Source organism: Paenibacillus sp. FSL L8-0502 (assembly GCF_038593055.1).
Taxonomy (GTDB): Bacteria; Bacillota; Bacilli; order Paenibacillales; family Paenibacillaceae; genus Paenibacillus; species Paenibacillus polymyxa_D.
Genome location: NZ_CP151958.1, coordinates 5,699,038 through 5,724,063, shown reverse-complemented (window position 1 = coordinate 5,724,063; position 25,026 = coordinate 5,699,038). Strand labels below are relative to the sequence as shown.

Below are 25,026 nucleotides of genomic sequence, written 5' to 3'. Positions count from 1 at the left end.
CATGCTTCTTGTACGGTTTTAAACTTATGATTCAATCTGTGCCTAGTAATGAATTAATTATGTTCAGGTGGCTTTTTTATAAACCAACCCAGCGCCAGAATAAGTATTGCCAGAATAAATTCAATCCAAAAAACCGTTTGTAGACCGGAAACCATGCTTTGTGTCTTCTCATGCATCGCAGTGGGATTGAGCGAATGGTGAAGATAATGATTGGCTCCAGACGACATGATGCCGACGAACAATGCGATGCCAATTCCCCCTGCAATCTGTTGGAGCGTATTATATATGGCTGTACCATGAGGAACCAGGTGACGTGGAAGTTGATTCAATCCTGTCGTCTGAGCCGGCATGACGACGAATGACATGCCTAAGAATAACAGGATATGATTGAACAGAACGGAACCTTGTGTTGTATCACTGTCGATGCCGGTAAACAGCCACAACGATATGGCGATCAGGAATAGTCCGGGCACAATGACGAGTCTCGGCCCGAATTTATCGAGTAATTTCCCCGATACCGGCATCAGCATTCCGTTCAAAATGCTACCTGGCATTAGAAGTAAGCCTGTCGCGAATGCTGTCAACTTCATCACATCCTGCATATAGAACGGCAGCAATGTTGTTGTGGCGAATAGAACCATCATCAGAATTACAATCAATACCGCAACCAGAGAAAAAGTGGAATGCCGGAATACGGAAAGATTGATCAACGGCTCTTTGATCTTAAGCTGGCGCCATACAAGCAAGAGCAAGAAAAGGCTACCTATTGCAATCGATCCGTAACCTTCTGGCTCAAGAGAGACACTTGTTTGGCTGAAGCCATAGGTGACGCAGCCGAAACCGACGGTTGACATCACAATGGATACAAGATCGACCCTTGGCTTGGTCAGTTCTGTCACATTCTTTAAGTACACGAATGCATAAATCATCGAAAACAGTGCGACAGGAATCACCATGTAGAACAGCCATCGCCATTGAAAGGTATCGATAATTAAGCCAGACAAAGCCGGCCCGATGACAGGGGCGACCATGATGACCAGCCCCATGAGACCCATGGCGGCACCCCGACGTTCTGGAGGATAGAGAGCGAGAATCGTATTCATCATCAACGGGATGAATAATCCTGTCCCGCAAGCCTGAACAACCCTGCCCATCAGCAAGATTCCGAATCCCGGGGATACTGCACACAAGCAGGTACCGGCTAAAAATAACGCCATCGCAGACATAAACATCTGGCGAGTCGTGAACCATTGCTGTAGTAATGCGGTCACCGGCACCAGTACACCGATCACGAGCATATATCCCGTCGATAACCATTGTATGGTCGAAGCAGCAACGCTAAATTCTCTCATCAACGCAGGAAACGCATGGGTAAGTAAATTTTCGTTAAGAAACGCGACAAATGTACCGATGAGTAGAGCGGTTAATATTGCCCCTCTCTTCATTCCTCTTGCATCTTGATCCTGATTGTCCATCTTCTACCTCCCGATTGTTCATTACGTTCCGTCCATTGTTTGTATATCGCTTAACCCGCAACGCCTTGAAGATCATTTTACGTGAAGTGGGATTAATTGGAAAAAGTGAAATTGCCCATCATACTCGGAAATTCATTCATATTTCGAAAGCATAAGGGGGGCTCCACCACGGTGTCGCTCATTCGCGCATTATTTCTTGACAAGATGAGGTTAGGGGATTATGATAACGTGCCGGTCAACTCTATAAGGCAAATAAAATCAAAAAGGCTGACTTTTCGTAGTGCCTTGGCACTGGAATCGTCAGCCTATCGTGCAGATTATCCTACACCATCACTTTCTAACAAAGAATAAAAATTATCACGGTCTTGGTCATCAAATTACCCTAACAACTTCATGTCCGCCATACATGTCTATTTCCTCACCGTACCTATTGTAGAGCGCGATCATATTGCCATCCTGATTCAACTCCAAGTACCCATAACATTTTGTTTCAGGAACTTCACCGTAAAAGAGCGTAAATTTGATTTTGATCACTCTGTGCATGCAGATCCTCCCTTCCTGTCTTTCGTATTGGCTTTGAATATATATAGTATTCTCCATAAAATGTCAAGAGATAAGGTTTCTACGTATCTCTAAATGTTATTCAATTAATAATGGCAAGCTCAATATATGGATAGTGTAAATTTCAAGCTTCTAAGTTTTTGGTGGGCAGTTTTTGTTTAGCCGTGCGATCCAAAATTGCCGTACACACAGTAACTACTGTTGTTTTTCCCCATTAGGTTCGCAGACCGCTTTTGCTTTGTGTCATATGACATTATGGCACTGGCGGATTTGACATCAAGAGCCGTAGGATACGATGACTACTTGTAAAGGATGTGAGCTCTTTGATGACAAGAACCGTCGTCAGCTTTATTCAAAATGGCTATTTCCTACTGCTTACTTTCGCTACCGGATTGTTTTACTTTTGCTTTTATCTGGTCGCTCTTACATTAGGCTTGAGTCTTTCGTTTACCGTCGCGGGCGTTCCTCTGATTACTCGCATTTTGCGAACTACAAACACCTTCCTGCAATTTGAACGCACACAGACCAAGATCTATACGGATATTACCACAGAGCTTTACGTTAAACCAATAAACACCGATGCCTCTATCTGGCTTCAAGCAAGGAAGGAGCTGCTAAATCGGCGCAACTGGATCGCTATCGGCTGGCTGATGCTGAAGCTTCCGGTGGGGATTTTAAGCCTCATTAGTGCAGCCTTGCTTTATATAACTCCACTCGCAATGATTGCGACCCCGCTCCTCTTTCCGCTATTTAATTATTATTTTATGGGTGTACCTATAGATACTGTGATAAAATCCGTACTGGTTTCGGCCTCAGGAGTCATATTCACTATGGTGAGCTACAGGCTTGCGAACAGCTTCACGCGCATGCTAGGAGGCTACACCCGTCTTATGATCAAGAGTGTGAACCGGTAGCCGGAATGTCCCGGTCTGGATTTAAAAGTATTGTTGGATGATGATCTGCTCTATAATAGTTACGTAATGTCATACTGATAGTTCTTAGGGGTTGATGGTTTTGTTCGATATGGTAAAGCAGTGGTTCTGGTACGACTGGTTCATGCTTATGATCCGCCTGATTTGCAGTACTTCTCTCCTGCTCACTATCATAGAGCGGCAAGCTCATTTCACGCTGCCGCTTTGGGTTCTTGTGTTTTGGCAGCTTATTGCTTTTTCCGTTCCCTGGCTGTGCTTGCAGCTCAATTATAGATACTACCTGCTTACCGAGATTGTGATCCCGGGCGGGCTCTGCCTGTATTTAGTTTTGTTCTTTCCAGAAGCCTACCTCACATTCCTGGTATATGCATTTTTGATTGCCTCTAATAGCAAACAAAGAACATATCTTTGGTCAGGTCCTTTATCCATACTGCTCCTACCCGCTATAGTTAAGCTGCTTGCAGAGCAGATTGATTTTTGGATTATGACCATTCAATTCGGGACGGCTTATGCATTCGGATTTTCCTTCCATTTATTGATGGTCAATCATCGTCAAAGTGAAATTATACGCGAGCAAAATGCGGTGCTGGAGCAGTACTTGTCCCAAATCGAGCGCATCACGCTGGCCGAAGAGCGGAATCGGCTCTCCAAAGAGCTCCATGATACCGTCGGCCATGCGTACACTTCCCTCATTATGGGGTTGGAAACCTTGCGCCCCGAGCTAGAAACGGATACAGGAACGAAACGACTCGATTCCCTATTGAACCTGGCCCGGAAAAATATGGATGAAGTGAGAGGCTATGTGCATCAAATCGAATCGTCGCATGAAGAACTCCCACTGCTTCAGTCTTTGCGGAAGCTGGCAGAGGAGTTTCAGGAGCATGCTAAGGTGTCGGTTCGTTTCCAGGCCTTCGGGGAGGATTACCCTGTAACGAAGCAAGCGAAGATAGCGCTGTATCGCTGCTTGCAAGAATCATTGACGAATGCCGTGCGTCATGGACACTCGACGGAGATTACGGTTTCGGTGCAATTCGAGCCTCAGCAGACGAGACTGGAAATTCAAGATAACGGCCGTGGGATGGAACATGGACGGGATGGTTTCGGCTTGAACGCCATGAAAGAGCGAGCGATGAATTTGCAAGGTCATGTTGGCGTCTATACCCAACCGGGCGAAGGCACCCTCGTTACCTGCACCCTGCCACGACAAACGGAGCTTAAGGATGATGTCATCCGTCTGTTGGTCGTCGATGACCAGCCTTTTATCCGTGAAAGTCTACGGACTCTTCTCGAGGAGCAGCAAGATTTGCAAGTCGTCGGGGTGGCAGAAGATGGCGAGCAAGCCATCGAACTGTGCAGGCAGGTTCAGCCTCAGCTGGTGCTCATGGATTTGGACATGCCGAACCTGGACGGAATCTCCGCATCCCGTACCATAAAACAAACGTGGCCCCACATCCGCATCTTGATTCTCACCACGTTCGAAGATACTGGACAGGCTCTGGAAGCGCTGCGAAGCGGAGCGGACGGATACCTATTGAAGTCGATGAAGCCGGTAGAGCTCGCCGAAACAATACGCACGGTCTATCGCGGAGGCACGCTGATCGATCAGGAGATGTCGCACAAATTGTTTGCACAGCTGGAAGCCGCGAAGAGCGGAGACGTTCCGTCGACAACCAAAGTGGCCGCGACCTATGATTTAACTTCACGGGAGCTTGAAATTTTACAGTTCGTGTCGAAAGGACTGCGATATAAAACCATTGCTTCCAAATTGTATTTATCCGATGGTACGGTTAGAAACTATGCGTCATCGGTCTATCTGAAGCTGGGGGTTCGCAACCGAGAGGAAGCAGTGCAAAAGGCCCGGGAGGCAGGGCTTTTGGAATAACTTTCGGTACGCCTCCTTAGGTGCCTGCTAGTACCGTGCCCTTATCGGTTGGCTTTTGCTTGCCCATAACATCCTCGAATGGGCGAGATGAGCCAAAAAGCGCGAGTCATGGGGAAATCCCCCCTGCACTCGCGCTTTTTTTCGTTAATCCCGAAGTAAGCACTGTCCTTTACGGTAGAAAATTTACTTAATCCTTTTGAATTAGTGACTGATTGGCAACGTATAGTAATTAAATGCTTGATCCAACAAGGCACTGGCTTCTTGACGCTTCAAAAGCTGTTTGGAGCGGAAGTCTATGGAGCCGTCTAAATTGATCTTGGTATTCGGGTCCATGATACCTTGGGAAACAAGAGCTGTGATGGCTTTAACTGCCCAAGCATCCGTTTCGCCACCCAATTTAACCTTAATTCCAGGCTCAACCTGTTTCAGGTTCTGGATCATTACCGCCGCCATTTGTCTAGTGATAGGAGAATTAGGCTGATAATTACGTAGTCCGGCCATCATCTGTTTTGTATTCGGTTCAATCATGAAAGGTTGTTTATACCACCCGTGGGCGCGCAGCAGCACTTCTGAGAATTCTCTCTGAGTCATCGTTCCTTTCGGATCGAAGAGGTGGGCTGATTTTCCGCTCATGACTTTCAAAGCATTAAGGTTGTTTATATATGGAATATATTTACTATCCGCAGGTACATCAGAAAATGGTGAATCAATGTTTATTTTTTGCGCATAAGCAACGAGGTCTGGGAGTTGCATGTAATACAAATATGCAATATGGCCTGCTTGATTTTTATTAAACGTCAATTTATTACCTGATTCATCTTCAAATAATAAAGGGTGGATCATTTTTAGTGTATGTTTGCCTGATGTTCCTGTCTCCATTATTAATTTCCCGTCCGAATACGAAACCTTCGTCCTTAAGGCAGCGATACGCGTGTTTTGGTATAATCCCACGTAGTCTTGGGCCTGCTGCTCACTTATTGTCGCGTAGGTTGACTTTGGAAGTTCTGATTTTCTCGGATAATAATGATTCATAAATTCTTCATACACGTCAAGACTCATCATGGAGTCGTTATTGTAGGACATGTACATTGCTGTATTCTTCTCAGGCAGAATAACAATCAAGGAAGAATGCCCTGTAACATTTCCTCCTTTTAGAATCACATGCTGATTATTCATCTTCTCTTTGAAGTAGCCTTCGAATCCAATTGTTGTGACCGGGAACTCCTTATCAGGGAATAATTGGTATGTGTGCATTTGCTCTATGCTCTTTGGACTCACTACTTCTTTACCTTTGTACTTGCCTTTGTTCAGGTGCATAATAAGGTACTTCGCCATGTCATCTGCTGTTGAGACGATACCGCCTTCAGGTTTTTCCGTTGGTTTAAACCCGTCCAAGGGTATCAGTTCGCCTGTTGGTCCATAGTGAGCAGCCATTCTGCTTAACAATGGGGGGGTAAACCGCACATTCGTCGAATTCATGCCTAACGGTTTGAAAATATTCTTTTCCATATATTTGGAATATGACATACCCGTTACGTTTGCTACAGCATATCCCGCTAGCATGAAACCAAAATTGTCATAAGTGTACGCTTCTCCTGGAGTCCTGACAACAGTTGGCATATTTGATGCAATGAACTTCTTCATCGGAAAATATTTGTCCGCGTATTCTGGATGCATTTCCATGGAAATATCTGGTTCATCAAATCCACTTGAATATGTAAGTAGATCAAACATCGTCAGTTTTTTTCCTGTTTTATTCGGAACCTTTATTCCTCCTAAATACTCTTGGATATCGCGTTTTAAATCCATTTTCCCCTTATCGACCAACTGCATAGCTGCCAATGCAGTGAATGACTTTGTAACAGAGCCGATTTGGAAAACGGTATTTTTATCAACAGGAATTTTTTTGCCCTTGTCGGCATACCCGTAACCTTTGCTTAGCATCACTTTCCCACCTGCAACGACCACAAAATTAGAACCAACTGTATTATACTTCTTCATCTTGTCCGCAAAAACGCCATCTGCAAAAGCTTCTAGTTCCTTAGCATCTCGCGGTCCCTCCAAGCTAGCCTTCTCAGATGCAACTGGTACGTTAACGGGTGCGGCAACTGATGCGCCGTTGGGTGCCATACACGCGGTAGTTACCGTAGCAGATAATAGTAGAACCGCGAGACTGGTGTGAATCATTTTTTTCATGAATGATTTCTCCTTGAAATGTATTTTTGCCTTATAGCGTCCGGCAAAACCAAGTATGGCAAAGGACTTGTCATACCAACAAGTTACATTTCGCCACCCACCATACCAAGTCACTCCAAAGTGTCATATGACAATTAGGCACTAGGTTTAAAGGGCGATGGGTCATTCAGAAAAAACGGAAATTCACCACAGTTACATATCCTTTTTTACCTCAGTTCTTCTTAACCGTCTCTCCTTCAATTAACACAGGCTGATAATAGGTGTGGTTACGTAGATCCTTTTTCCCTTGAAGTTTCTTAATAACCCAATCGGCGGCATCACGTCCCATTTGTTCCTGGGGGTGCGTTAATGTCGTTAGTTTGATGTTTGCATTCTTGGAAATATAGGAATTATCTTGACCAATAATGGATAAGTCTTCGGGCACAGATATCCCAAGTTGTCTGCATACATGTACAACTTCTAGTCCGACCTCGTCGTTATAGCAGACAATTGCGGTTAAATCGTCTCTTTGTTCGGTCAGGAATTTCTTCAAGTTGGTGGATAGGTCCTGCTTTGTCTCTGTATAGAATGAGAGCACTTGCTCTGGGTGAAACCGTAATTTGGCTTCTCCAAGCGCTTTGATATAGCCCTTCATTCGATACTTTCCTTGTAAATCGTCCATTTTGGCAATGATGCCAATCTGTGTGTGTCCGTTAGCGATCAATTCTTTGGTCGCCAGATAGCTGGATTGTACGTCATCGAGGCAGAAGTAAGGAACTTCCAACTCTTCATAATAGGCATTAATCATGATGAAGGGAACATCCTGTTCCTTGAACGTCAGATAATAAGCGATATTGGGATTATATAGATTGCTCTTCGTAGGCTCAATGATCAAACCATCCACACCAAAGGACAGCATCATCTCCAAGGCTTTCTTTTCCTGGGCGACATCATTATTGGTACTCGCTAATAGTAATGAATAATTATCTTCATTTAATCTGGCTTCAATCCCGCGAATTATCGAGGGGAAGATGTAATCAGAGATGTAGGTCGTGATGACTCCGATGGTTTTATTACTGGAGTTCCCACCAGTCTTTGAGCGAAATTGGTTACTGACATAGGTGCCAGATCCTTTTTCACTTCTTAAGAAACCTTCGTTGGATAGTTCCAAAATAGCCTTCCGAACCGTCTGGCGACTAACTTTATACTTATCCTGCAAAGCGAATTCCGTTGGAATTTGTTCTCCTACGCTGTATGCCCCTGAAAGAATATTGCTTTTTATATCCTCAAGGATGACCTGATACTTTGGTTTCACTTTATTCCTTCTTTCCAAGTTGTTCTAATACTAATTAATGCATCTATAATATTTGTATGTACATATTTTAGCATAATTATGAGTTTATTATAATCTATTGTCCTATCTGTATAAATACTAAAGTTAAAACTAGAAAAACACTCGGTTTGTCAAAGTATTTGTAAGTATAACTATGGTTTTGTGTTGACAAATGTACGCACAAAAAATATACTAAGGCTGTAAACAAAAGAAAGCGCCTTCTTTCAATTATTGCGATTATAACAGTTGTTCAGAGAGAGGAGTAACGTGAGCATGGATCAAGACATTAAACAAGCGATTACTAAGGGAGAAACCTCACTTGGTATCGAATTTGGATCCACACGTATCAAGGCAGTGCTGATTGATCATCGTTTTGAAACCATCGCATCTGGAAGCTATGAGTGGGAAAACCTCCTGGTAGATGGATATTGGACGTACAACTTAGAGAGTATTATTATGGGCCTGCAAGAGGCTTATCGTGAAATGAAGCAAGAGGTTGAGCAAAAATATGGAGTCACCCTTCGTACGGTTGGTTCTATAGGATTCTCTGCAATGATGCACGGCTATATGGCTTTTGACAGCAAGGGTGAGTTGCTTGTTCCGTTCCGGACTTGGCGGAATGCGACAACCGGGGCTGCAGCAAAAGCTTTAACTGATAAATTTCAATTCAACATTCCTGAGCGATGGAGTATTGCTCACTTGTATCAAGCGATATTAAACGAAGAGCAACATGTCCCTCATATTGATTTTATGACGACGTTGGCTGGATATATCCACTGGCTGCTGACTGGCGATAAGGCAATTGGTATCGGAGACGCTTCGGGGATTTTCCCAATTGATGAGACTACACATGATTATAACGAGTCGATGGTTAAGCAGTTTGATGAACTCATTGCAGCCAAAGGCTACGATTGGAAGTTACAAGACATTATTCCTAAAGTTCATATCTCAGGCGAGCAGGCAGGTGTACTAACCGCAGCGGGAGCGAAAATCTTAGATAAATCCGGAGACTTACAACCTGGTATTCCGCTTTGTCCTCCAGAAGGTGATGCGGGAACAGGAATGGTCGCTACGAATAGTGTGAGAAAACGTACTGGCAACGTGTCTGTGGGAACTTCGGTTTTTGCCATGATTGTATTAGAGAAGGACCTTTCAGCGGTATATCCGGAAATTGATCTGGTGACCACACCGAATGGTAATCCGGTCGGCATGGTTCATGCCAACAACTGTTCAAGTGATCTCAATGCTTGGCTGGGCTTGTTCCGTGAATTCTATGAGGCCATGGGGCACAAGGCGGATCCGAATCAATTGTTCAGTGTGTTGCTGAATAAGGCTTTGGAAGCGGATCCAGATGGCGGTGGTTTACTCAGCTATGGCTATTTGTCAGGGGAGAATATCACCGGAATAGAGAAAGGCAGACCGTTGTTTGTCCGCTCTCCTGAGAGCCGTTTCAATTTGGCCAATTTCATGCGGACTCATCTGTTCACTGCATTTGCTGCTTTGAAAATCGGAATGGATATTTTGACGAAGAAAGAATACGTCGCAATTGACAGCATTCTGGCTCACGGTGGTTTATTTAAAACCCCTATCGTCGGACAAAAAATTGTTGCGGCTGCTATGAATGTCCCGGTATCCGTGATGTCAACAGCTGGAGAAGGCGGAGCGTGGGGTATGGCTATTCTGGCTTCTTACATGATGAACAAGGATCAACAAGAAAGTCTGGAAGACTTCCTCGACCAAAAAGTATTTAGAGATGTTGAGGGACAAGAAATTCATCCTGACGGTTCCGATGTTAAGGGATTCGAAACATTCTTAGAACGCTATACACAAGGCCTGGCGATTGAGCAGGCTGCTGTAGATAATCTAGTGGAAAACTGGAGGAATTGACGTGTTAGAGCAGCTGAAAGAAGAAGTATTTCAAGCCAATCTGGATTTGCCTAAACATGGACTCGTGAAATACACCTGGGGTAACGTAAGCGCTGTTGATCGTGAGCGTGGCTTATTCGTTATCAAACCGAGTGGTGTTAGTTATGACACGATGAAACCTAGCGATATGGTGGTTGTTGATTTTGACGGCAATGTTGTTGAAGGAGAGATGAGACCTTCATCGGATACACCGACTCATGCCGTACTTTACAAGCACTACGCAGAGATCGGCGGTATTGTGCATACGCATTCGACTTGGGCGACGATTTGGGCTCAGGCAGGCCTGGATGTACCTGTAATGGGGACTACTCATGCAGACACCTTCTATGGTTCTGTTCCCTGTGCTCGTTTCTTGACACAAGAGGAGATTGATCGTGGCTACGAAGCCGAAACCGGCCGTGTCATCATCGAAACTTTTGAGCAGCGCGGGCTGGATATTTTAGCAGTGCCAGGTGTCCTGCTTAAGGGTCATGCTCCCTTCACTTGGGGTAAGGATGCGAAATCTGCAGTCATGAATAGCGTCGTATTGGAAGAAGTTTCGAAAATGAATTTATTCGCACGGGAATTGAATCATTTTGCCGAAGAATTGCCGCAGCGGATTCTAGATAAACACTATTTGCGCAAACATGGGAAAGACGCCTACTACGGGCAAAAGTAAGACCAACTAAACTAACAAACGAAGAAAAGAGGATGAATGTTATGTCAACAGTAGGTACAAAACAGTTCTGGTTTGTCGTAGGTTCACAACATCTGTATGGAGAAGAAGCATTAGCAGAAGTCAAAGCACACGCACAAGAAATGACCGATGCCCTAAATAAGAGCGGCGTTCTGCCTTATCCGCTTGTATTGCAAGATCTGGCGGTTAGTGCAGACAAAATCACCAGCCTTATGAAAGAAGTCAACTATCGTGATGAGGTTGCTGGTGTCATCACTTGGATGCATACTTTCTCACCTGCAAAAATGTGGATTCGCGGTACTAAATTGCTGCAAAAGCCGCTACTTCATTTGGCCACACAGTACAATGAAAGCATTCCTTGGGCTACAATTGACATGGACTTCATGAACCTCAATCAGGCAGCTCATGGTGACCGTGAATATGGGTTTATCAACGCCCGCTTGAAGAAACAGAATAAAGTGGTTGTAGGTTACTGGGAACGTGCAGAAGTGCAAAAACAAATCGCAGAGTGGATGGATGTAGCGGTTGCTTATAACGAAAGCTTCAATATCAAAGTCGCCCGCTTTGGCGACAATATGCGTAATGTTGGCGTTACGGAAGGTGATAAGGTCGAAGCCCAAATTCAATTTGGATGGACTGTTGACTACTTCGGAATTGGCGACCTCGTTCAGTACGTCAATGCTGTGAAAGAAGAAGAGATTGATGCTTTGTTTGCGGAATACTCTGAACTTTATGAATTCGATTATGGTACTTATAGCAAGGAAGCTTGGGAAGCCAGTGTAAGAGTGCAAGCAAGCTATGAAATTGCTATTAAACGATTCCTGGATCATGGCGGCTATACTGCCTTCACTACGAACTTCGAAGACCTCTATGGTATGAAACAGCTCCCTGGTCTTGCCGTTCAACGTTTGATGGCACAAGGATACGGATTTGCTGGTGAAGGAGACTGGAAGACTGCAGCGCTCGATCGCCTGCTTAAAGTCATGAGCCATAACCAATCCACTGGCTTTATGGAAGACTACACCTATGAATTAGCGGCTGGTCAGGAATCGATCCTTCAATCCCATATGCTTGAAGTTGACCCAACGTTGGCGAGCAACAAGCCTAAAGTCATCGTTTCTCCGTTAGGTATCGGCGATCGTGAAGATCCAGCCCGTCTGGTATTTGACGGCAAGGCAGGAGACGGTGTGGTTGTTTCTATGGCTGACTTTGGCACTCATTATAAACTGCTGATCAATGAGGTTACGGCATTTGAACCGACAGTTCCTGCTCCAAATCTTCCGGTAGCCCGTGTACTGTGGAACGTGAAGCCTAACTTCCAGGATGGAGTTAAGGCATGGATTGAGAACGGTGGCGGTCACCATACTGTGGTTTCCTTGAATCTAACCACAGACCAAATTGTGACTTATGCAAAACTGGTTAACCTGGAATACGTAATTATTAAATAACTAGAAGATAGCCATCTATAAAAGCATTGGGTCAGTCCTTAGGATCCAATGCTTTTTATTGGTTTTCTAAGGATGTCGAGATAAAGGAAAGGTTCCTAAGCTATCTGGCGATATAACGAGATAATTGGATTCTCCTTAAGGTAATCATTTAATTCATAAGGATGTGATACTATGGCGAATGTACCAGCTACGAAAACGAAATTGGTTATCGTCGAAGGCATACCTGGCTCTGGCAAATCCACATTATCTAGATACATACATGACATGTTAAATACACATCAAATAGAATCGGAACTATTTTTAGAAGGAAATTTACGGCATCCCGCTGATTATGAATCGGTTGCATGTATGCCGAACGAAGAACTTGATCGGCTCCGATCAATCTATTCCGAGGTGTTTCATTACATTGATCCGTTCGTATCTTTGAATGGCAACGACTCTTTAATCGCATATGCGCTTGCGCAGCAATCAGCCCAAAATAAAATTCCTTCTAGTTTGTATGAGGAAATCCAGCGTTATGAAATCTACGATGGAGTACCCGTGGAAAAGTACTGCGAATTGATGATCCAACGTTGGAAGTCTTTTGTTAAAGATCAGCGAGAAAAGGAAAAGCTAATCATACTCGAATGCTGTTTTTTACAGAACCCAGGGTGTGCATTACTCGCCCGGCATGATGCTGGAAATGATCGATTTGTTCGGCATGTATTACAGATTGCGGAGCAAATTCAGGAGTTAAATCCAATTTTGTTCTATTTGAAGCAACCTGATGTGCGTGAGACGATTGAGCGAGTAAAAACGATGAGATCTCAAGAATGGTTAGATTTCACGATTTGGTACCATACAGAGCAAGATTATGGAAAGAAGAAGGGGCTTCATGGGTACGAGGGATATATTCAGTTCCTTGAATATCGACGAGAGCTAGAATTACAAATTATTGAGCAACTTCCTTTTCAATCGTTTGTTATGGATAACTCCGATTATGATTGGGTGAATCAACAACAGACTGTTTCGAATATCATGATGAAGTATTTATAAACCATGAAGCTCATTCGAGGAAACGTTAGTGCAATTAGAAAGGGCCTGTCCCGTAAAGATTGGCCCAAAAACTTGCCGTTACAGGCAGCCCTGTGACTCTCATGTTTTAAAAGTTCAGTAGAGAGAAGGTTATAAGCTATGAGTGATTATGGTCCAGATCTATTTAAAGGTACCGCTTGGTACTACTCTAGGTATCGACCTCCTTATCCTTCGTCGCTTATTCGGTTTTTAGTTAACAAGTTTTCTCTGAATGGGGAAGGTCGCTTGCTTGACTTAGGATGTGGAACGGGTCAGCTAGCTCTAAGATTTAGTGATTGGTTTGAAGAAATAGTAGGTGTAGATACTGAATCAGAAATGCTAGATGAAGCAAACCGTTTGTCCAGTGATAAAAGGTTGGACAATGTTAAATGGGTACAAGGAAGGGCGGAAGAGCGCGTATGTGACTGGGGTGTCTTTCGCCTCGTTATAATTGCGAAAGCATTTCATTGGATGGATAGAGAGTCCATTCTTGACATTCTGTATAACAGTTCTGATACTAATGGTGGCGTAGCTATTATTGATAATACTGGGAAGCAGGAACCCTTACTTTGGCAACTCAAGGTCAACGAAGTAGTGAGACGTTGGCTAGGAGACGCAAGAAGAGCTGGTAATAGCACTTACACTCCCCCAAAGGAGAGGTATGAGGATATTGTAAGAAAATCTGGATTCAAAAATGTCCAAAGACATATTTTACCGAGTTATTCATATACATGGACTGTTGATTCGATCATTGGAAATCTGTACTCTACATCATTTGCTTCAAGACGCCTTTTTGGTGATAATTTAGTACGATTTGAAAATGATTTAACATCTGTTCTACTAGATATGGACTCCACGGGTGTGTTTACCGAAGAATTGTCAGTGTCTGTTATTACTGCTAGTAAGTGAAGCCCCAATAATACAGCGTGTTGAGATCCATTCTTATTATTTTGCAAAGAAAATTCTCACTTTTTAGCAGAAATGATTTATAATTATCAGATAATAGACAATATAATTTTTAAAAGATTATATTTTAGTTATAATAGAGACAGAAAAGATATGTTCCTGAGTGGAGCCTTGCTTCTTGTATCACCTAAGCAGGAGGGCCTGCTCTTTTTTGCAAATATAAGAGATAAGGAAGGTTTTTATGAATAGCATTCAGAAAAATACAGACGTTATCTTAATTGGTGCCGGAGTCATGAGCGCGACTCTGGGATCATTGCTAAAAGAGTTAGCACCAGAATGGGAAATTAAAGTGTTTGAGAAACTCGCAAACGCAGGAGAAGAAAGCTCTAACGAATGGAATAATGCAGGTACAGGCCATGCTGCACTGTGCGAACTGAACTATACATCCGAAAAAGCTGATGGATCTATAGATATTCGTAAAGCTGTAGACATTAATGAGCAGTTTCAGCTTTCAAGACAGTTTTGGTCTTTTCTTGTAAACAGCCATTTGATTCGTAATCCTCAGGACTTTATCAAGCCAATACCTCATATGAGTTTGGTAACAGGAGAGAAAAATGTATCTTTTTTGAAAAAAAGGTTTAAAGCGCTTTCAACTATTTCTCTATTTCAAGGCATGGAATTTTCCGACGACCCTGAAAAGCTGAAGGAATGGATTCCGCTAATTATGGAAGGCCGTACATTGAATGAACCAATCGCGGCAACCAAAATCGACTCTGGAACAGATGTCAACTTTGGTGCTTTAACACGCATGTTGTTTGAGCATTTAAAAAGTAAAAACGTTGAGATCAATTACAAGCATAGTGTAAAGGATATTAAACGTGCGAGCGACGGCTCGTGGAAAGTCAAAGTCCATAATCTGGATAACGGTAAAATCGAATACCATACTGCCAAATTTGTCTTTATCGGTGGTGGGGGTGGAAGTCTACCTTTGCTACAAAGAACCGGTATTCCTGAGTCCAAATATATCGGGGGATTCCCGGTAAGTGGACTATTTATGGTATGTAACAATCCTAAGGTTGTCGCCCAGCATCATGCGAAAGTATACGGTAAAGCTAAGGTTGGTGCTCCTCCCATGTCTGTTCCGCACCTGGATACAAGATATATCGGTAACCAAAAAGCACTGCTATTTGGACCATTTGCCGGCTTCTCACCGAAGTTCTTGAAAACGGGTTCAAATTTGGATTTGATCGGTTCTGTAAAACCCAATAACCTCATCACGATGTTGGCGGCAGGCGCAAAGGAGATGGCATTGACCAAATACCTGATCCAGCAAGTGATGTTATCGAATGAAAAGCGTCTGGAAGAATTACGTGAGTTTATTCCGAACGCCAAAATCGAGGACTGGGGGATCGTGGTAGCAGGTCAACGTGTGCAGGTGATCAAAGATACGGAGGGTGGTAAAGGAACACTTCAATTTGGTACAGAAGTGGTTAGTGCCGCTGATGGTTCGATAGCTGCACTGCTCGGCGCTTCTCCGGGTGCTTCTACTGCTGTTCACGTTATGCTGGAAGTATTGGAAAAATGCTTCCCACAACATATGGAAGAGTGGGAACCAAAAATAAAAGAAATGATTCCTTCTTATGGGGTGTCACTAGCGGAAAACCCAGAGCTTTACCAAGAAATTTATGACTTCACAACGGAGGTGCTCGGTCTGGGCGAAAGGGAACCGCTTCATCGTTAATTTTTACATGGCTAGTAACTCGATCATCCAAATATTTTTAATAAAAAGCACAGTAATCTTACGATATATTTTAGAGTCCAATAAGCAACAACACCAAGCGGTGGGGAGAAGTCCCCACCGCTAAAAATGCTTGTTTAACAATACAAAGTTTTGCAATCCTTCTGCATTTTCGATGTCACATGGATGAACAGCTTCCATGGTAAAGCTTTATGTATGAATAGATAGGGGCTCACTCACAAGAGGAGGTGCCTCTATCTATTTATGTTATATTTGTGCGGTTGGGCGGATCACGATTTCGTTCACATCAATGTCAGCAGGTTGTTCAATTGCGAATCCAATTGCGCGGGCTACCGCGTCTGGTGTCATGGCTAGTTTATCCCGGATGACGGCGAGTTGATCTCTTATAGCCGGGTCTGTTAAACTTTCGGTGAAATTTGTCTGCACAATACCTGGCGAAATGATGGTCACGCGCAGCTTATCGCCAGCCTCCTGGCGCAACCCCTCTGAGATGGCGCGTACGGCGAACTTCGTACCAGAGTAGACCGACTGGTTCGGAACGGTCTTGTGTCCTGCAGTAGAAGCAGTGTTCACGAAATGTCCGAAACCCTGTTTGCGAAAGACAGGCAACGCTGCAGCAATGCCATACAAAACGCCTTTAATGTTGACGTCAATCATGTGCTTCCAATCTTCCACGCGCAGATCATCGAGAGGGGATATAGGCATAACGCCAGCGTTGCTGACGAGAACATCCAGCTTCCCGTATCGTTCGCAAGCCAAAGTAACGAGGTTGCATAGATCCTCGCGCCGTCTCACGTCAGTGCGTGCATAGACAGCTTCGCCACCCCTATTCGTAATACGTGTCGCCAGTGCTTCAAGGCGGTCCACCCCGCGCGCGCCAAGCACGACTTTTGCTCCACGCTCGGCAAGCAACAGTGCTGTTGCTTCTCCAATTCCGCTGCTTGCACCTGTAATCACGACGACTTTGTTCTCTATTCTTCCTTCCAAACTCATAGCCCCATCCTTCTTTCTTTGATCTATTTGCCTTAGGCCCTTTGTTGGCCTTGCAAGTAAATTTTAAGTAGAATTCAATTGAGACAGGTAGACCGATCAAGTCCAATTCTTGCCTAATCCTATTCGGCGTGCATATAATTAGCACATCAATATTAGCGTTCAACGGAAAGGAAGGTGAAGCATGAATGGTTTCGTCTCCTCCCCCCTCTGATATTTCTACGAATCTACAAGAACTGATTCGTCTGATTGATCAACGCGCGTCTTCGGACGGTACGTTTGTTTCGTCTGTGCCAGGACTTTATTTCAGACGTGCAAGCCATGTGTCCGAGCTGAATCATACGGTCCATATGCCCTCCCTGTACGTGGTTGCGCAAGGCTCAAAGACAGCAATGCTGGCTGGAGAAAACTATGTGTACGATCCAACAACCTACATGGTCACATCAGTTCAACTTCCCGTAACTGGTAAAATAACTCAAGCCTCGTCGGAGCTTCCTTATCTCAGTCTTCAATTATCCATTAGTCCAGACGCCATCCTGGACATTATCAAGAAGAGTCCTCCTCCATGTAACGTTAAGACTGGACGCGGCATACTGGTGAGCCAATTTGACCCTCTGCTGCTTGATGCGCTGCTTCGGCTTGTCAGACTTTCGGATACGCCTGCGGATATTCAGTTTCTTGCGCCGCTTATCACGCACGAGATCCTTTATCGTGTATTACAAGGTGAGCAGGGAGCTTTAATCAGGCAATTTGCCGTAGTTGGCAGCTATGCACATAGCATCTCCAAAGCGATCCATCTGATTACCCGCGATTACTCTAAGCCTCTTGTGATCGAGGAATTGGCGAAGGAAGTAAACATGAGCCCTTCTTCCTTACACAAGCACTTTAAAAAGGTAACGGCTATAAGTCCTCTGCAGTATCAGAAGGCCATTCGACTGCAGGCTGCACGCCGCTTACTGCTCTCGGAGGGATTGGAGGCCGCCACTGTAGGCTTTCGCGTTGGCTATGAGAGTCCTTCGCAGTTCAGCCGAGAATATGGACGCATGTTTGGACGGCCACCGATGAGTGATGTTAAACATTTGCGTAATTCTCTTAGTGTCTCAGTTGATTGAGAAGTTTATCGGGTGATCCGTGGAGGTTAATATGAAAACTTTCATTTACATGGTGAGACATGGCGAATCACCAAAGACGGAAGGAAATGAAAGAACAAGAGGTTTGACTGATAAAGGTAAGTCAGATGCTTTTCAAATAACTGAGTTATTGAGAGGAGAGGGGATCGAGGTTTTCGTTTCAAGTCCATATCAACGGGCAATCCTAACCATTCAAGAATTAGCTCAATGCTCAGGACAAGAAGTTTTAATACTCGAGGATCTTAAAGAAAGAATTTTTTTGAATGAAGACAACCGAATGCCTGATGATGAATTATTCCCTTTGTTAGATAAGTCATTTTCTGATCCCAACTTTGCTTTAACGGGAGGAGAGTCTAATGCAGTTTGTCAGAATCGAAGTATAACAGTCTTAAAGGAATTGCTAAAAATCTACCGAGGACGGAAAGTCGCATTAGGCACTCATGGAGCTGTAATGACTTTAATGATGGGGTATTATGACAAGCAGTACGATTTGGATTTTTTACTACACACATCCAAGCCAGACGTATACAGAATGGAATTCAATGATCAGGAATTAGTTGAGGTGAAAAGATTGTGGAACATGCCGTAATAGTTTGTGAGGAAAAGGTATAAGGACTATTCTCCAAAAAGAGACCACCCCTAAAAAAGGATGGTCTCTCTTCAAAGCTTTTCTTTTATAGCTATTGCGGTGAACCGTTAAGCAAATCCTCGGCTATTTTTACCAGGTCTTCCTTGGTCAGTGGACTGTCCTGGTTATCAGATATGTTGAAGTGTAACCGTCTTTTTTCATCAAGCCAGCCCAGTCGGTTTTTTCCGGCCTCCAAGGGATTGCTTGTTTTGCTTGCCCTGATGTAATAGGCCTTGGTTCCTTTAATTGTCAGTTGCTCAGCCGAATCCTGTTCATTTTGCATGATGGTTGTCTTTGTGACTTCAGGAGTGTATTTGGTGACGGTAATGTTTACATAGTCGTTTCCTCTCGCATACCGGGCAAAGGAGGTGTCTGACTTGTCCCAGCTCAGCTTTTGAATAAACAGATGTTCACCCTCCGGTGCAGCTTTGGCCTGTTGCATCAGTTTATCGGTTAAAGCTCGATATTCCTTTTTATCCATCATCCTAGGATATGCAGCGCCTGGATAGACGTATCCGAATTCAAACTGATAGCCATCTGGTAGATGAGTGGGGTTGCTGAATAATGGAGCCTCAGTTCGCTTGATTTCATCTTGTAAGCTGTTGAAACTTGAAAGTTCAGCTGGCTTGTACGCAAACAGGGCCGGATTAGATAGGTTGTTCTGATTCATAGAATCGTCCTTGACGTAATAGGCAGCATACTCTCCGGGCTGCAAGCGATCTTTCACTTTTTCGTTCCACTGTGCGTAGGTGGAGGTATACGTTTTCGAGGCGTCCGTTTCGGCAGGTGTTTTGGCGGTATTTAATACAACGTCGCCCTTACTGTTGCGGAATTCAAGATATTGCGAAGCGGCGTATCCGGTCACAGAAGCCCCTAACACAAAAAGTAAGATCATAATGGGAGCGGTAATGCGCGGTTGAAGACGCATTTTTACAATGAACCCCTTTTTGGGCGTCACCTTTTGGTAGACCTGTTCCATCACTTTGTCAGAAACGTCAAAAGCTTGGATTTTTAGGACACTTTCTGGTTCTGTCAGCTTGTCCATGTTTTTTAAGTCTTTGTCTTTTGGATCGGTGTATTTCAGATTTTGTTCCTGATTTCTGCCTTGTAATTCACGCATTTCGGGTCCTCCTTTATGGGTTCCATCATTTTTTTGAGCTTTGTTTTTGTTCTGCCGTATTTTTTCTTGATAGCTTCCTCGCTCTTGTTCATAATTTCCCCAATTTCTCCAAACGTTTTTTCTTCAAAAATGCGCAGCACCAATAGGTTTCGTTCTTCTGCATTCAGTTGGTCTAATGCCCGGCTCAGCGGTTCACTGAAAAGCTGACGTTCCAAAACCTGCGCAGCACTGTCTGAAGTCATATTAGTTGAGGTGAACAGGGTAATCTTAAATTTGCGCTGTAGATTCTTCCTGCGAATCAAGTTCAGGCAGTGATGATAGGCCATTTTATACAGCCAGGAGGAGAAGCCCATTGTCAGTTTGTACATGTTAATTTTTTCAAAAGCTTTGACCAAAATATCCTGTACGGCTTCTTCTGCCTCATGCTCACTTCCTAATAGCCGCCAGCAATACACAAATATCTGACGCTGATACTCCTTCACAATGTAGGCGTAATCCTGGATTTCGCCAGCTTGAACTCGTTTGATTTTGTATTCGATTTCCTCATTCAAAAATTTAGGCACCTCCTCTGATCAAAAAGAAAACTATACCTGTATAACAAATGAAGATGACCGAAAGGGACACCTTTTCTAAATTTTTTTAGTATTAAATCTACTCTCTAAGAGAGTACGATAAAGCAGAACAATAATCACTCACGTAGTTAGTTTTATAGAGTTAAAGGTATATTGTGGAAGTGGGGGGTGTTAAAATGAAATTAAGATATTGATAAGAAGGAGGTCTACGGAATTCTTCATAAAAAGCCTTATGAGGACGCTTTGGGGCCATCTCGTAAATAAATAGGAGAGGATACGGTTTCTAATGAATGTAAGTGCTAAGAAATATAATTTTGATAATGTGATGCTTTACCTTCATGATCAAATGAAGCTGCTGCCTAACCTAGAATCAAAATACATTGGATTAACCATGCCATTTCCTCGACAAGTTGCGCTACGGAATAGGGTGGCTGAGAGTATTGAGACATTAATAGCATACGATGAGGATGTTTGTATTGCTGTTCATTTTAATCAATCTGCTGCTGGGGCTATTGAATATGAGAAAATAATTTTTATAGGAATTGATTACTTGCATCTCAAGAGAATCGCTGATTTTATGAAAAGACAAGATATAAACCTGAATATCAAAGACACCTGCATACTTTATAGAGAATGTACTGCTGACTTGAACATAAATTTGAAAGGCAATCATTCCAGAATAACAAGTTTAAATGACTTATTTGCAGGAGTCGAAATTCATATTGGTCATTTAGAGGCTGGGATGGGATATCAATATGAAAATAAACAAGTGAATGAAGATATTATTCATTACTGCTGTCATAAAGATGGTGAGGAAGGTAAGGAGCATGGATACCAATTATTCGTAAAATCGTTAGATTACTTTTCCAGGAAATTGTTAGCTGAAGGATTTGTATTAGGGTACCCTGCTGTAGATTCAAAAATTAAAATGATGAAGGCTTCTTGTTCAATGTGTTTTTATCGGGATTATTATTACATTAGTGGAGCACATATATCACTCAGAACCGCTATGCAGCAAGCGGATTGGCAAATATGCGAACCATTGATGCAGATCCAAATGACCTGTAACAAGCTATATTTTGAAGAGAACTCCTTTTTTAGAGGGGTAGAAAATCGATGTATACTCAAGGACGAAGATGACTATAAGTTATCATTTAAATCTAGACTTTCCTCAATTATCGATATCCTAGAAGAGATGTATGACCATAAAAAAGATGTTTCGGACTTCCATATAGAATTAAACAGCTTTGTGCCAATTGAAGATGATACTCAGTTAACAGAAAAATTTAAAGTGATTTATGATATCGATAAATGGAAAGATGAATTAAACGATCAAGAGGTAAACTCGGCAATCCCGCCCGTTAGTTAACGAAAACTATCGGCTGTACGGGCGGGGTTGCCTCACCTTCTTTTATGCAGCATACTTCTACTTATTATTCCCTTTGCGTACCTTTAACAGCTTACCCTTTACGGTTGTATTCTTCATAATCTCAAGCACCAGTGGACCTTTGCCATTCAGAATCTCGACATCTGTCACATTATCCAAAATCGTAATAATCCCGATATCATCTGCGGTGACCCCGTCAAGCTTAGCGATAGTCCCCACGAAGTCGACTGCTCTAAGTTTTTTCTTCTTACCACCGTTAAAATTCAGCTTCATAATCTGTTGGTTTAATTGCTCGCGCTTATCTTTTTTGAGTGCGGTTTTTACATGCAGTTTTTGCTCAAAATCTTCTCTACGGAGGTCAACAGCCTCTTCTGAGGGAGCCTTTACCTGCGGAATCGCGAATCCAATATATGCTTCGATATCAGCTAATCTTCGGCCATCCTTAGGAGTGATGAGGGAAATGGCCTTCCCCGTTTTGCCAGCACGTCCCGTACGTCCTGTACGGTGAACATAGCTTTCCTTCTCAAGGGGAATATCGTAGTTAATGACATGGGTGATATTCGTGATATCAATTCCTCGTGCGGCAACATCTGTTGCAATCAAGTAACGAAATTGACCCCTTCTGAATGCATTCATTACCTCAAATCGCTCGTCTTGCTCCATGCCACCATGAATGCGATCACATGGATATTCAAGATCAGCCAATGCCCTGAATAATGTATCTACATTCTCCTGCGTACGACAGAAAATAATGCAGCTGTCAGGATTCTCAACAATGAGCAGATCTTGCAGTAGTGCCAGCTTGTCTGACTCCTTCACCTGAATAAGAGAGTGATCAATTGTAGCGGTCGTTATACCAGTCGCTTTAATCTCAATTCTAACAGGATCTTTCATATATTTACGTGACAGTGTGGCTACGTCCTCAGGGAAGGTAGCGGAGAATAACATGGTAACCCGATCACTAGGCAGCGCTTGAATAATCGACTGAACTTGCTCGATAAAGCCCATATTCAGCATCTCATCAGCTTCATCAATCACGAGATAGGCAATCCGATCTAACGATAGCGTGCCTCGTTCAATATGGTCCAGTACACGCCCTGGCGTACCTACAGCCACATGCGTCCTTTGTTTTAACTCAGCCTTTTGGATATGAAAAGGATGTTTTCCATAAAGGGGAGTTGCTTTGATCCGCTTAAAGCGTCCAATATTCGTGATGTCTTCGGTGACCTGTAACGCGAGTTCACGAGTTGGCGTCAGGATTAAAGCTTGGGGCTTATTCTCATTCCAATCTACTAGCTCACAGATTGGAATGCCGTATGCTGCTGTTTTGCCGCTACCTGTTTGCGATTTGGCGACAAGATCCTTCTTTTCAAGCGCCACAGGAATGACTTCCGTCTGAATCTCTGTTGGCGTCTCATAGCCCAGGCTATTCAGCGCTCTTACAATTTCTTCACTTAATGCGTAATCTGTAAAATGCTTCTGACTCATTTTCAACCTCTTCTGTGCTGTATTTAAGTACCATTACATATATCATGTCATCGTGTACCGAACTTATACTCATCTAGTATACTCTATATCCAGACAGCAAAGGGAGGCCATGAAGGCACGGGTATCAGCATGTTTCCATATCCGCATGCGTGAAAACATGTGTTACGAACAAAGGGCACCCAATCGGGTGCCCTTTGAACTGCCGTTAGCGCGGAAAATCGTATCAAAAGTATTGTTACGATGAAAAGTGAACCCAATCTCTCCCTTGGACAGCATCCATCTTTTTAAAGAAAATTTGAGCGCGTTTATTCTCGGTAGAAGTTATCCAGGCCATATGAGCATAGCCTTGATTTCGTGAGTATTTTTGACATTCTAAAAAAAGCTGTGTTTCTACTTCTGTATCTCTAAATGGTTCCAATACAAATAGATCGTTCATAACAGTGACTTTGTCTGCTTTCATCGTGCTAAAGGTAAAGAATAATGTAGCAAAGCCGATTAATTCTCCATTTTGTTCCGCCACAAATTGTATACCGCTTTGCTGCTCAAAAAGGGTGTGTATCAAATTATGGATTTTTTCGATAGGTGGCCTAGGGTTTTGATAAAAACCAACGATGTATTCATACATTAACTCGGTTAAACTGTTTAAATCATCAGGCTTAGCGTTCCTTATTAAAAATGACATTAGATGCACTCCCTTTTTTATTAGTTTTGAATTATTATACATAATAAAGAATATATATTCAAAACTGAATTCATTCCGAATTACTTAAGAAGTGTAAGTGTCACCTCTATCGTGTTATCAATAAATGATCGTTCTGGACGAGACTTTATCATTACGGTCAGTCCAATTAACGATACGACTAGCGCCTGTGATACAGCCTTCGCATTGAGCCCGATCTCAAGCTCACCTGATTGTATACCTCTTTCAATGGTTTCTTGAAATATAACCGCTAGGTACATTTGATGCTCCCTTGTAAGAATTTCAAACTTCTCATCATGGGGCGCAAGTTCAACCATTGTATTAATGCAAAAGCATCCTTTTCTAGGATTTTCCGCATATTCCTCATCGACCACACCTTCAAAGAAAGTCCGAAATGCTTCTTTTACAGATGGATTGCTTTGAAGTTTGGTTCGGATCAGAGAAGCACGGGACATCATGTATTTGCGCAGCGCAGCTTCGAACAATTCTTTTTTGCCTCCAAAAGTGGAATATATACTGGGTCGTTGAATTTCCATTCTGGAAGTTAAATCACTCAATGAGGTAGCTTCATATCCCTTCTCCCAAAATATTTGCATAGCTGCATCTAATACTTTATCTTCGTCAAATTCGCGGATTCGTCCCATAATCAATACCTCTCATTGTTCGTAATTTTATTCTTAATTCCATGACTCTGATCATAATTGTTAGGGGTCTTTATTTGCGTACCAGTTAGTATGTTATTATCTTATAATTAGCCCGTTATATTGTCAAATGCAGATTGGTTTATCGCACCAAGGAGATATCAGTATGAGGATAAATCAAAGATTTTTACTATATTTATTGACAGTACTCTTTTTAATGAGTTATATTTACTGGGAAAAATAT

21 protein-coding genes are annotated in these 25,026 nt (G+C 43.0%); 11 read left to right on the top strand and 10 right to left on the bottom strand.

The window, feature by feature from the left end:
- Positions 1-53: 53 nt before the first annotated feature.
- Together NSQ57_RS25100 and NSQ57_RS25095 are read right to left on the bottom strand one after the other, a co-directional pair.
- Entirely contained in the window at positions 54-1,475 is a 1,422-nt protein-coding gene (locus tag NSQ57_RS25100; RefSeq protein ID WP_342425472.1) for an MDR family MFS transporter, read from the bottom strand.
- Between the two features lie 372 nt (positions 1,476-1,847).
- Complete coding sequence (locus tag NSQ57_RS25095) at positions 1,848-2,018, bottom strand: hypothetical protein (RefSeq protein WP_342425471.1); 171 nt, start codon at positions 2,016-2,018, stop codon at positions 1,848-1,850.
- Between the two features lie 344 nt (positions 2,019-2,362).
- Between NSQ57_RS25095 and NSQ57_RS25090 the strand changes: the two genes are divergently transcribed.
- The gene (locus tag NSQ57_RS25090) at positions 2,363-2,950 is read left to right on the top strand and encodes a sensor domain-containing protein (protein WP_342426142.1); all 588 of its coding nucleotides are present in this window, start codon (positions 2,363-2,365) and stop codon (positions 2,948-2,950) included.
- Positions 2,951-3,050: 100 nt separating this feature from the next.
- Positions 3,051-4,850, top strand: coding sequence for a hybrid sensor histidine kinase/response regulator transcription factor (locus NSQ57_RS25085; RefSeq protein WP_342425470.1), 1,800 nt, complete (start codon positions 3,051-3,053; stop codon positions 4,848-4,850).
- A gap of 201 nt (positions 4,851-5,051) precedes the next feature.
- Here NSQ57_RS25085 and NSQ57_RS25080 read toward each other — a convergent pair whose 3' ends face one another.
- Positions 5,052-7,046, bottom strand: coding sequence for a serine hydrolase (locus tag NSQ57_RS25080; protein WP_342425469.1), 1,995 nt, complete (start codon positions 7,044-7,046; stop codon positions 5,052-5,054).
- Positions 7,047-7,257: 211 nt separating this feature from the next.
- Positions 7,258-8,340 (bottom strand): GntR family transcriptional regulator, encoded by a 1,083-nt coding sequence (locus tag NSQ57_RS25075; RefSeq protein WP_341071423.1) that lies wholly within the window; start codon positions 8,338-8,340, stop codon positions 7,258-7,260.
- Between the two features lie 291 nt (positions 8,341-8,631).
- Between NSQ57_RS25075 and NSQ57_RS25070 the strand changes: the two genes are divergently transcribed.
- From NSQ57_RS25070 to NSQ57_RS25045, 6 genes are all read left to right on the top strand, one after another.
- Positions 8,632-10,245 (top strand): FGGY-family carbohydrate kinase, encoded by a 1,614-nt coding sequence (locus tag NSQ57_RS25070; RefSeq protein WP_165145520.1) that lies wholly within the window; start codon positions 8,632-8,634, stop codon positions 10,243-10,245.
- A 1-nt stretch (position 10,246) separates the two neighbouring features.
- A complete protein-coding gene (locus tag NSQ57_RS25065; RefSeq protein ID WP_013373853.1) occupies positions 10,247-10,942 on the top strand; it encodes an L-ribulose-5-phosphate 4-epimerase in 696 nt (231 codons plus the stop codon).
- A gap of 41 nt (positions 10,943-10,983) precedes the next feature.
- Complete coding sequence (araA, locus tag NSQ57_RS25060; RefSeq protein WP_029518894.1) at positions 10,984-12,408, top strand: L-arabinose isomerase; 1,425 nt, start codon at positions 10,984-10,986, stop codon at positions 12,406-12,408.
- A 171-nt stretch (positions 12,409-12,579) separates the two neighbouring features.
- The gene (locus NSQ57_RS25055; protein ID WP_340957474.1) at positions 12,580-13,443 is read left to right on the top strand and encodes a hypothetical protein; all 864 of its coding nucleotides are present in this window, start codon (positions 12,580-12,582) and stop codon (positions 13,441-13,443) included.
- A gap of 138 nt (positions 13,444-13,581) precedes the next feature.
- Positions 13,582-14,370, top strand: coding sequence for a class I SAM-dependent methyltransferase (locus NSQ57_RS25050; RefSeq protein WP_029518892.1), 789 nt, complete (start codon positions 13,582-13,584; stop codon positions 14,368-14,370).
- 238 nt (positions 14,371-14,608) lie between these two features.
- Complete coding sequence (locus NSQ57_RS25045; protein WP_342425468.1) at positions 14,609-16,108, top strand: malate:quinone oxidoreductase; 1,500 nt, start codon at positions 14,609-14,611, stop codon at positions 16,106-16,108.
- Between the two features lie 264 nt (positions 16,109-16,372).
- Here NSQ57_RS25045 and NSQ57_RS25040 read toward each other — a convergent pair whose 3' ends face one another.
- Positions 16,373-17,119: an SDR family oxidoreductase gene (locus NSQ57_RS25040; RefSeq protein ID WP_342425467.1), complete on the bottom strand. Its 747-nt coding sequence runs from the start codon at positions 17,117-17,119 to the stop codon at positions 16,373-16,375.
- A 185-nt stretch (positions 17,120-17,304) separates the two neighbouring features.
- On the opposite strand from NSQ57_RS25040, the gene NSQ57_RS25035 reads away from it, so the two are divergent.
- Both NSQ57_RS25035 and NSQ57_RS25030 read left to right on the top strand, forming a co-directional pair.
- On the top strand, positions 17,305-18,228 hold the full coding sequence (locus NSQ57_RS25035) for an AraC family transcriptional regulator (protein ID WP_029518889.1): 924 nt from the start codon (positions 17,305-17,307) through the stop codon (positions 18,226-18,228).
- A 31-nt stretch (positions 18,229-18,259) separates the two neighbouring features.
- Positions 18,260-18,835 (top strand): histidine phosphatase family protein, encoded by a 576-nt coding sequence (locus NSQ57_RS25030; RefSeq protein ID WP_165145525.1) that lies wholly within the window; start codon positions 18,260-18,262, stop codon positions 18,833-18,835.
- Between the two features lie 91 nt (positions 18,836-18,926).
- Here NSQ57_RS25030 and NSQ57_RS25025 read toward each other — a convergent pair whose 3' ends face one another.
- Both NSQ57_RS25025 and NSQ57_RS25020 read right to left on the bottom strand, forming a co-directional pair.
- The gene (locus NSQ57_RS25025) at positions 18,927-19,994 is read right to left on the bottom strand and encodes a DUF4367 domain-containing protein (protein WP_165145527.1); all 1,068 of its coding nucleotides are present in this window, start codon (positions 19,992-19,994) and stop codon (positions 18,927-18,929) included.
- Positions 19,955-20,545, bottom strand: coding sequence for a sigma-70 family RNA polymerase sigma factor (locus NSQ57_RS25020; protein ID WP_340933745.1), 591 nt, complete (start codon positions 20,543-20,545; stop codon positions 19,955-19,957). Before NSQ57_RS25020 ends, NSQ57_RS25025 begins: the two co-directional genes overlap by 40 nt.
- A gap of 307 nt (positions 20,546-20,852) precedes the next feature.
- Here NSQ57_RS25020 and NSQ57_RS25015 point away from each other — a divergent pair, with 307 nt between their 5' ends.
- Positions 20,853-21,935, top strand: coding sequence for an elongation factor G (locus NSQ57_RS25015; RefSeq protein WP_340933744.1), 1,083 nt, complete (start codon positions 20,853-20,855; stop codon positions 21,933-21,935).
- A 57-nt stretch (positions 21,936-21,992) separates the two neighbouring features.
- Here the strand turns inward: NSQ57_RS25015 and NSQ57_RS25010 are convergent, their stop codons facing one another.
- From NSQ57_RS25010 to NSQ57_RS25000, 3 genes are all read right to left on the bottom strand, one after another.
- Positions 21,993-23,441 carry a DEAD/DEAH box helicase gene (locus NSQ57_RS25010; protein ID WP_340933743.1) on the bottom strand — a complete coding sequence of 483 codons (1,449 nt, stop codon included), beginning with the start codon at positions 23,439-23,441 and terminating at the stop codon, positions 21,993-21,995.
- A 235-nt stretch (positions 23,442-23,676) separates the two neighbouring features.
- Entirely contained in the window at positions 23,677-24,123 is a 447-nt protein-coding gene (locus NSQ57_RS25005; RefSeq protein WP_029518883.1) for a GNAT family N-acetyltransferase, read from the bottom strand.
- Positions 24,124-24,203: 80 nt separating this feature from the next.
- Positions 24,204-24,785, bottom strand: a complete 582-nt coding sequence (locus NSQ57_RS25000; protein ID WP_029518882.1) for a TetR/AcrR family transcriptional regulator — start codon at positions 24,783-24,785, stop codon at positions 24,204-24,206.
- Between the last annotated feature and the right edge of the window lie 241 nt (positions 24,786-25,026).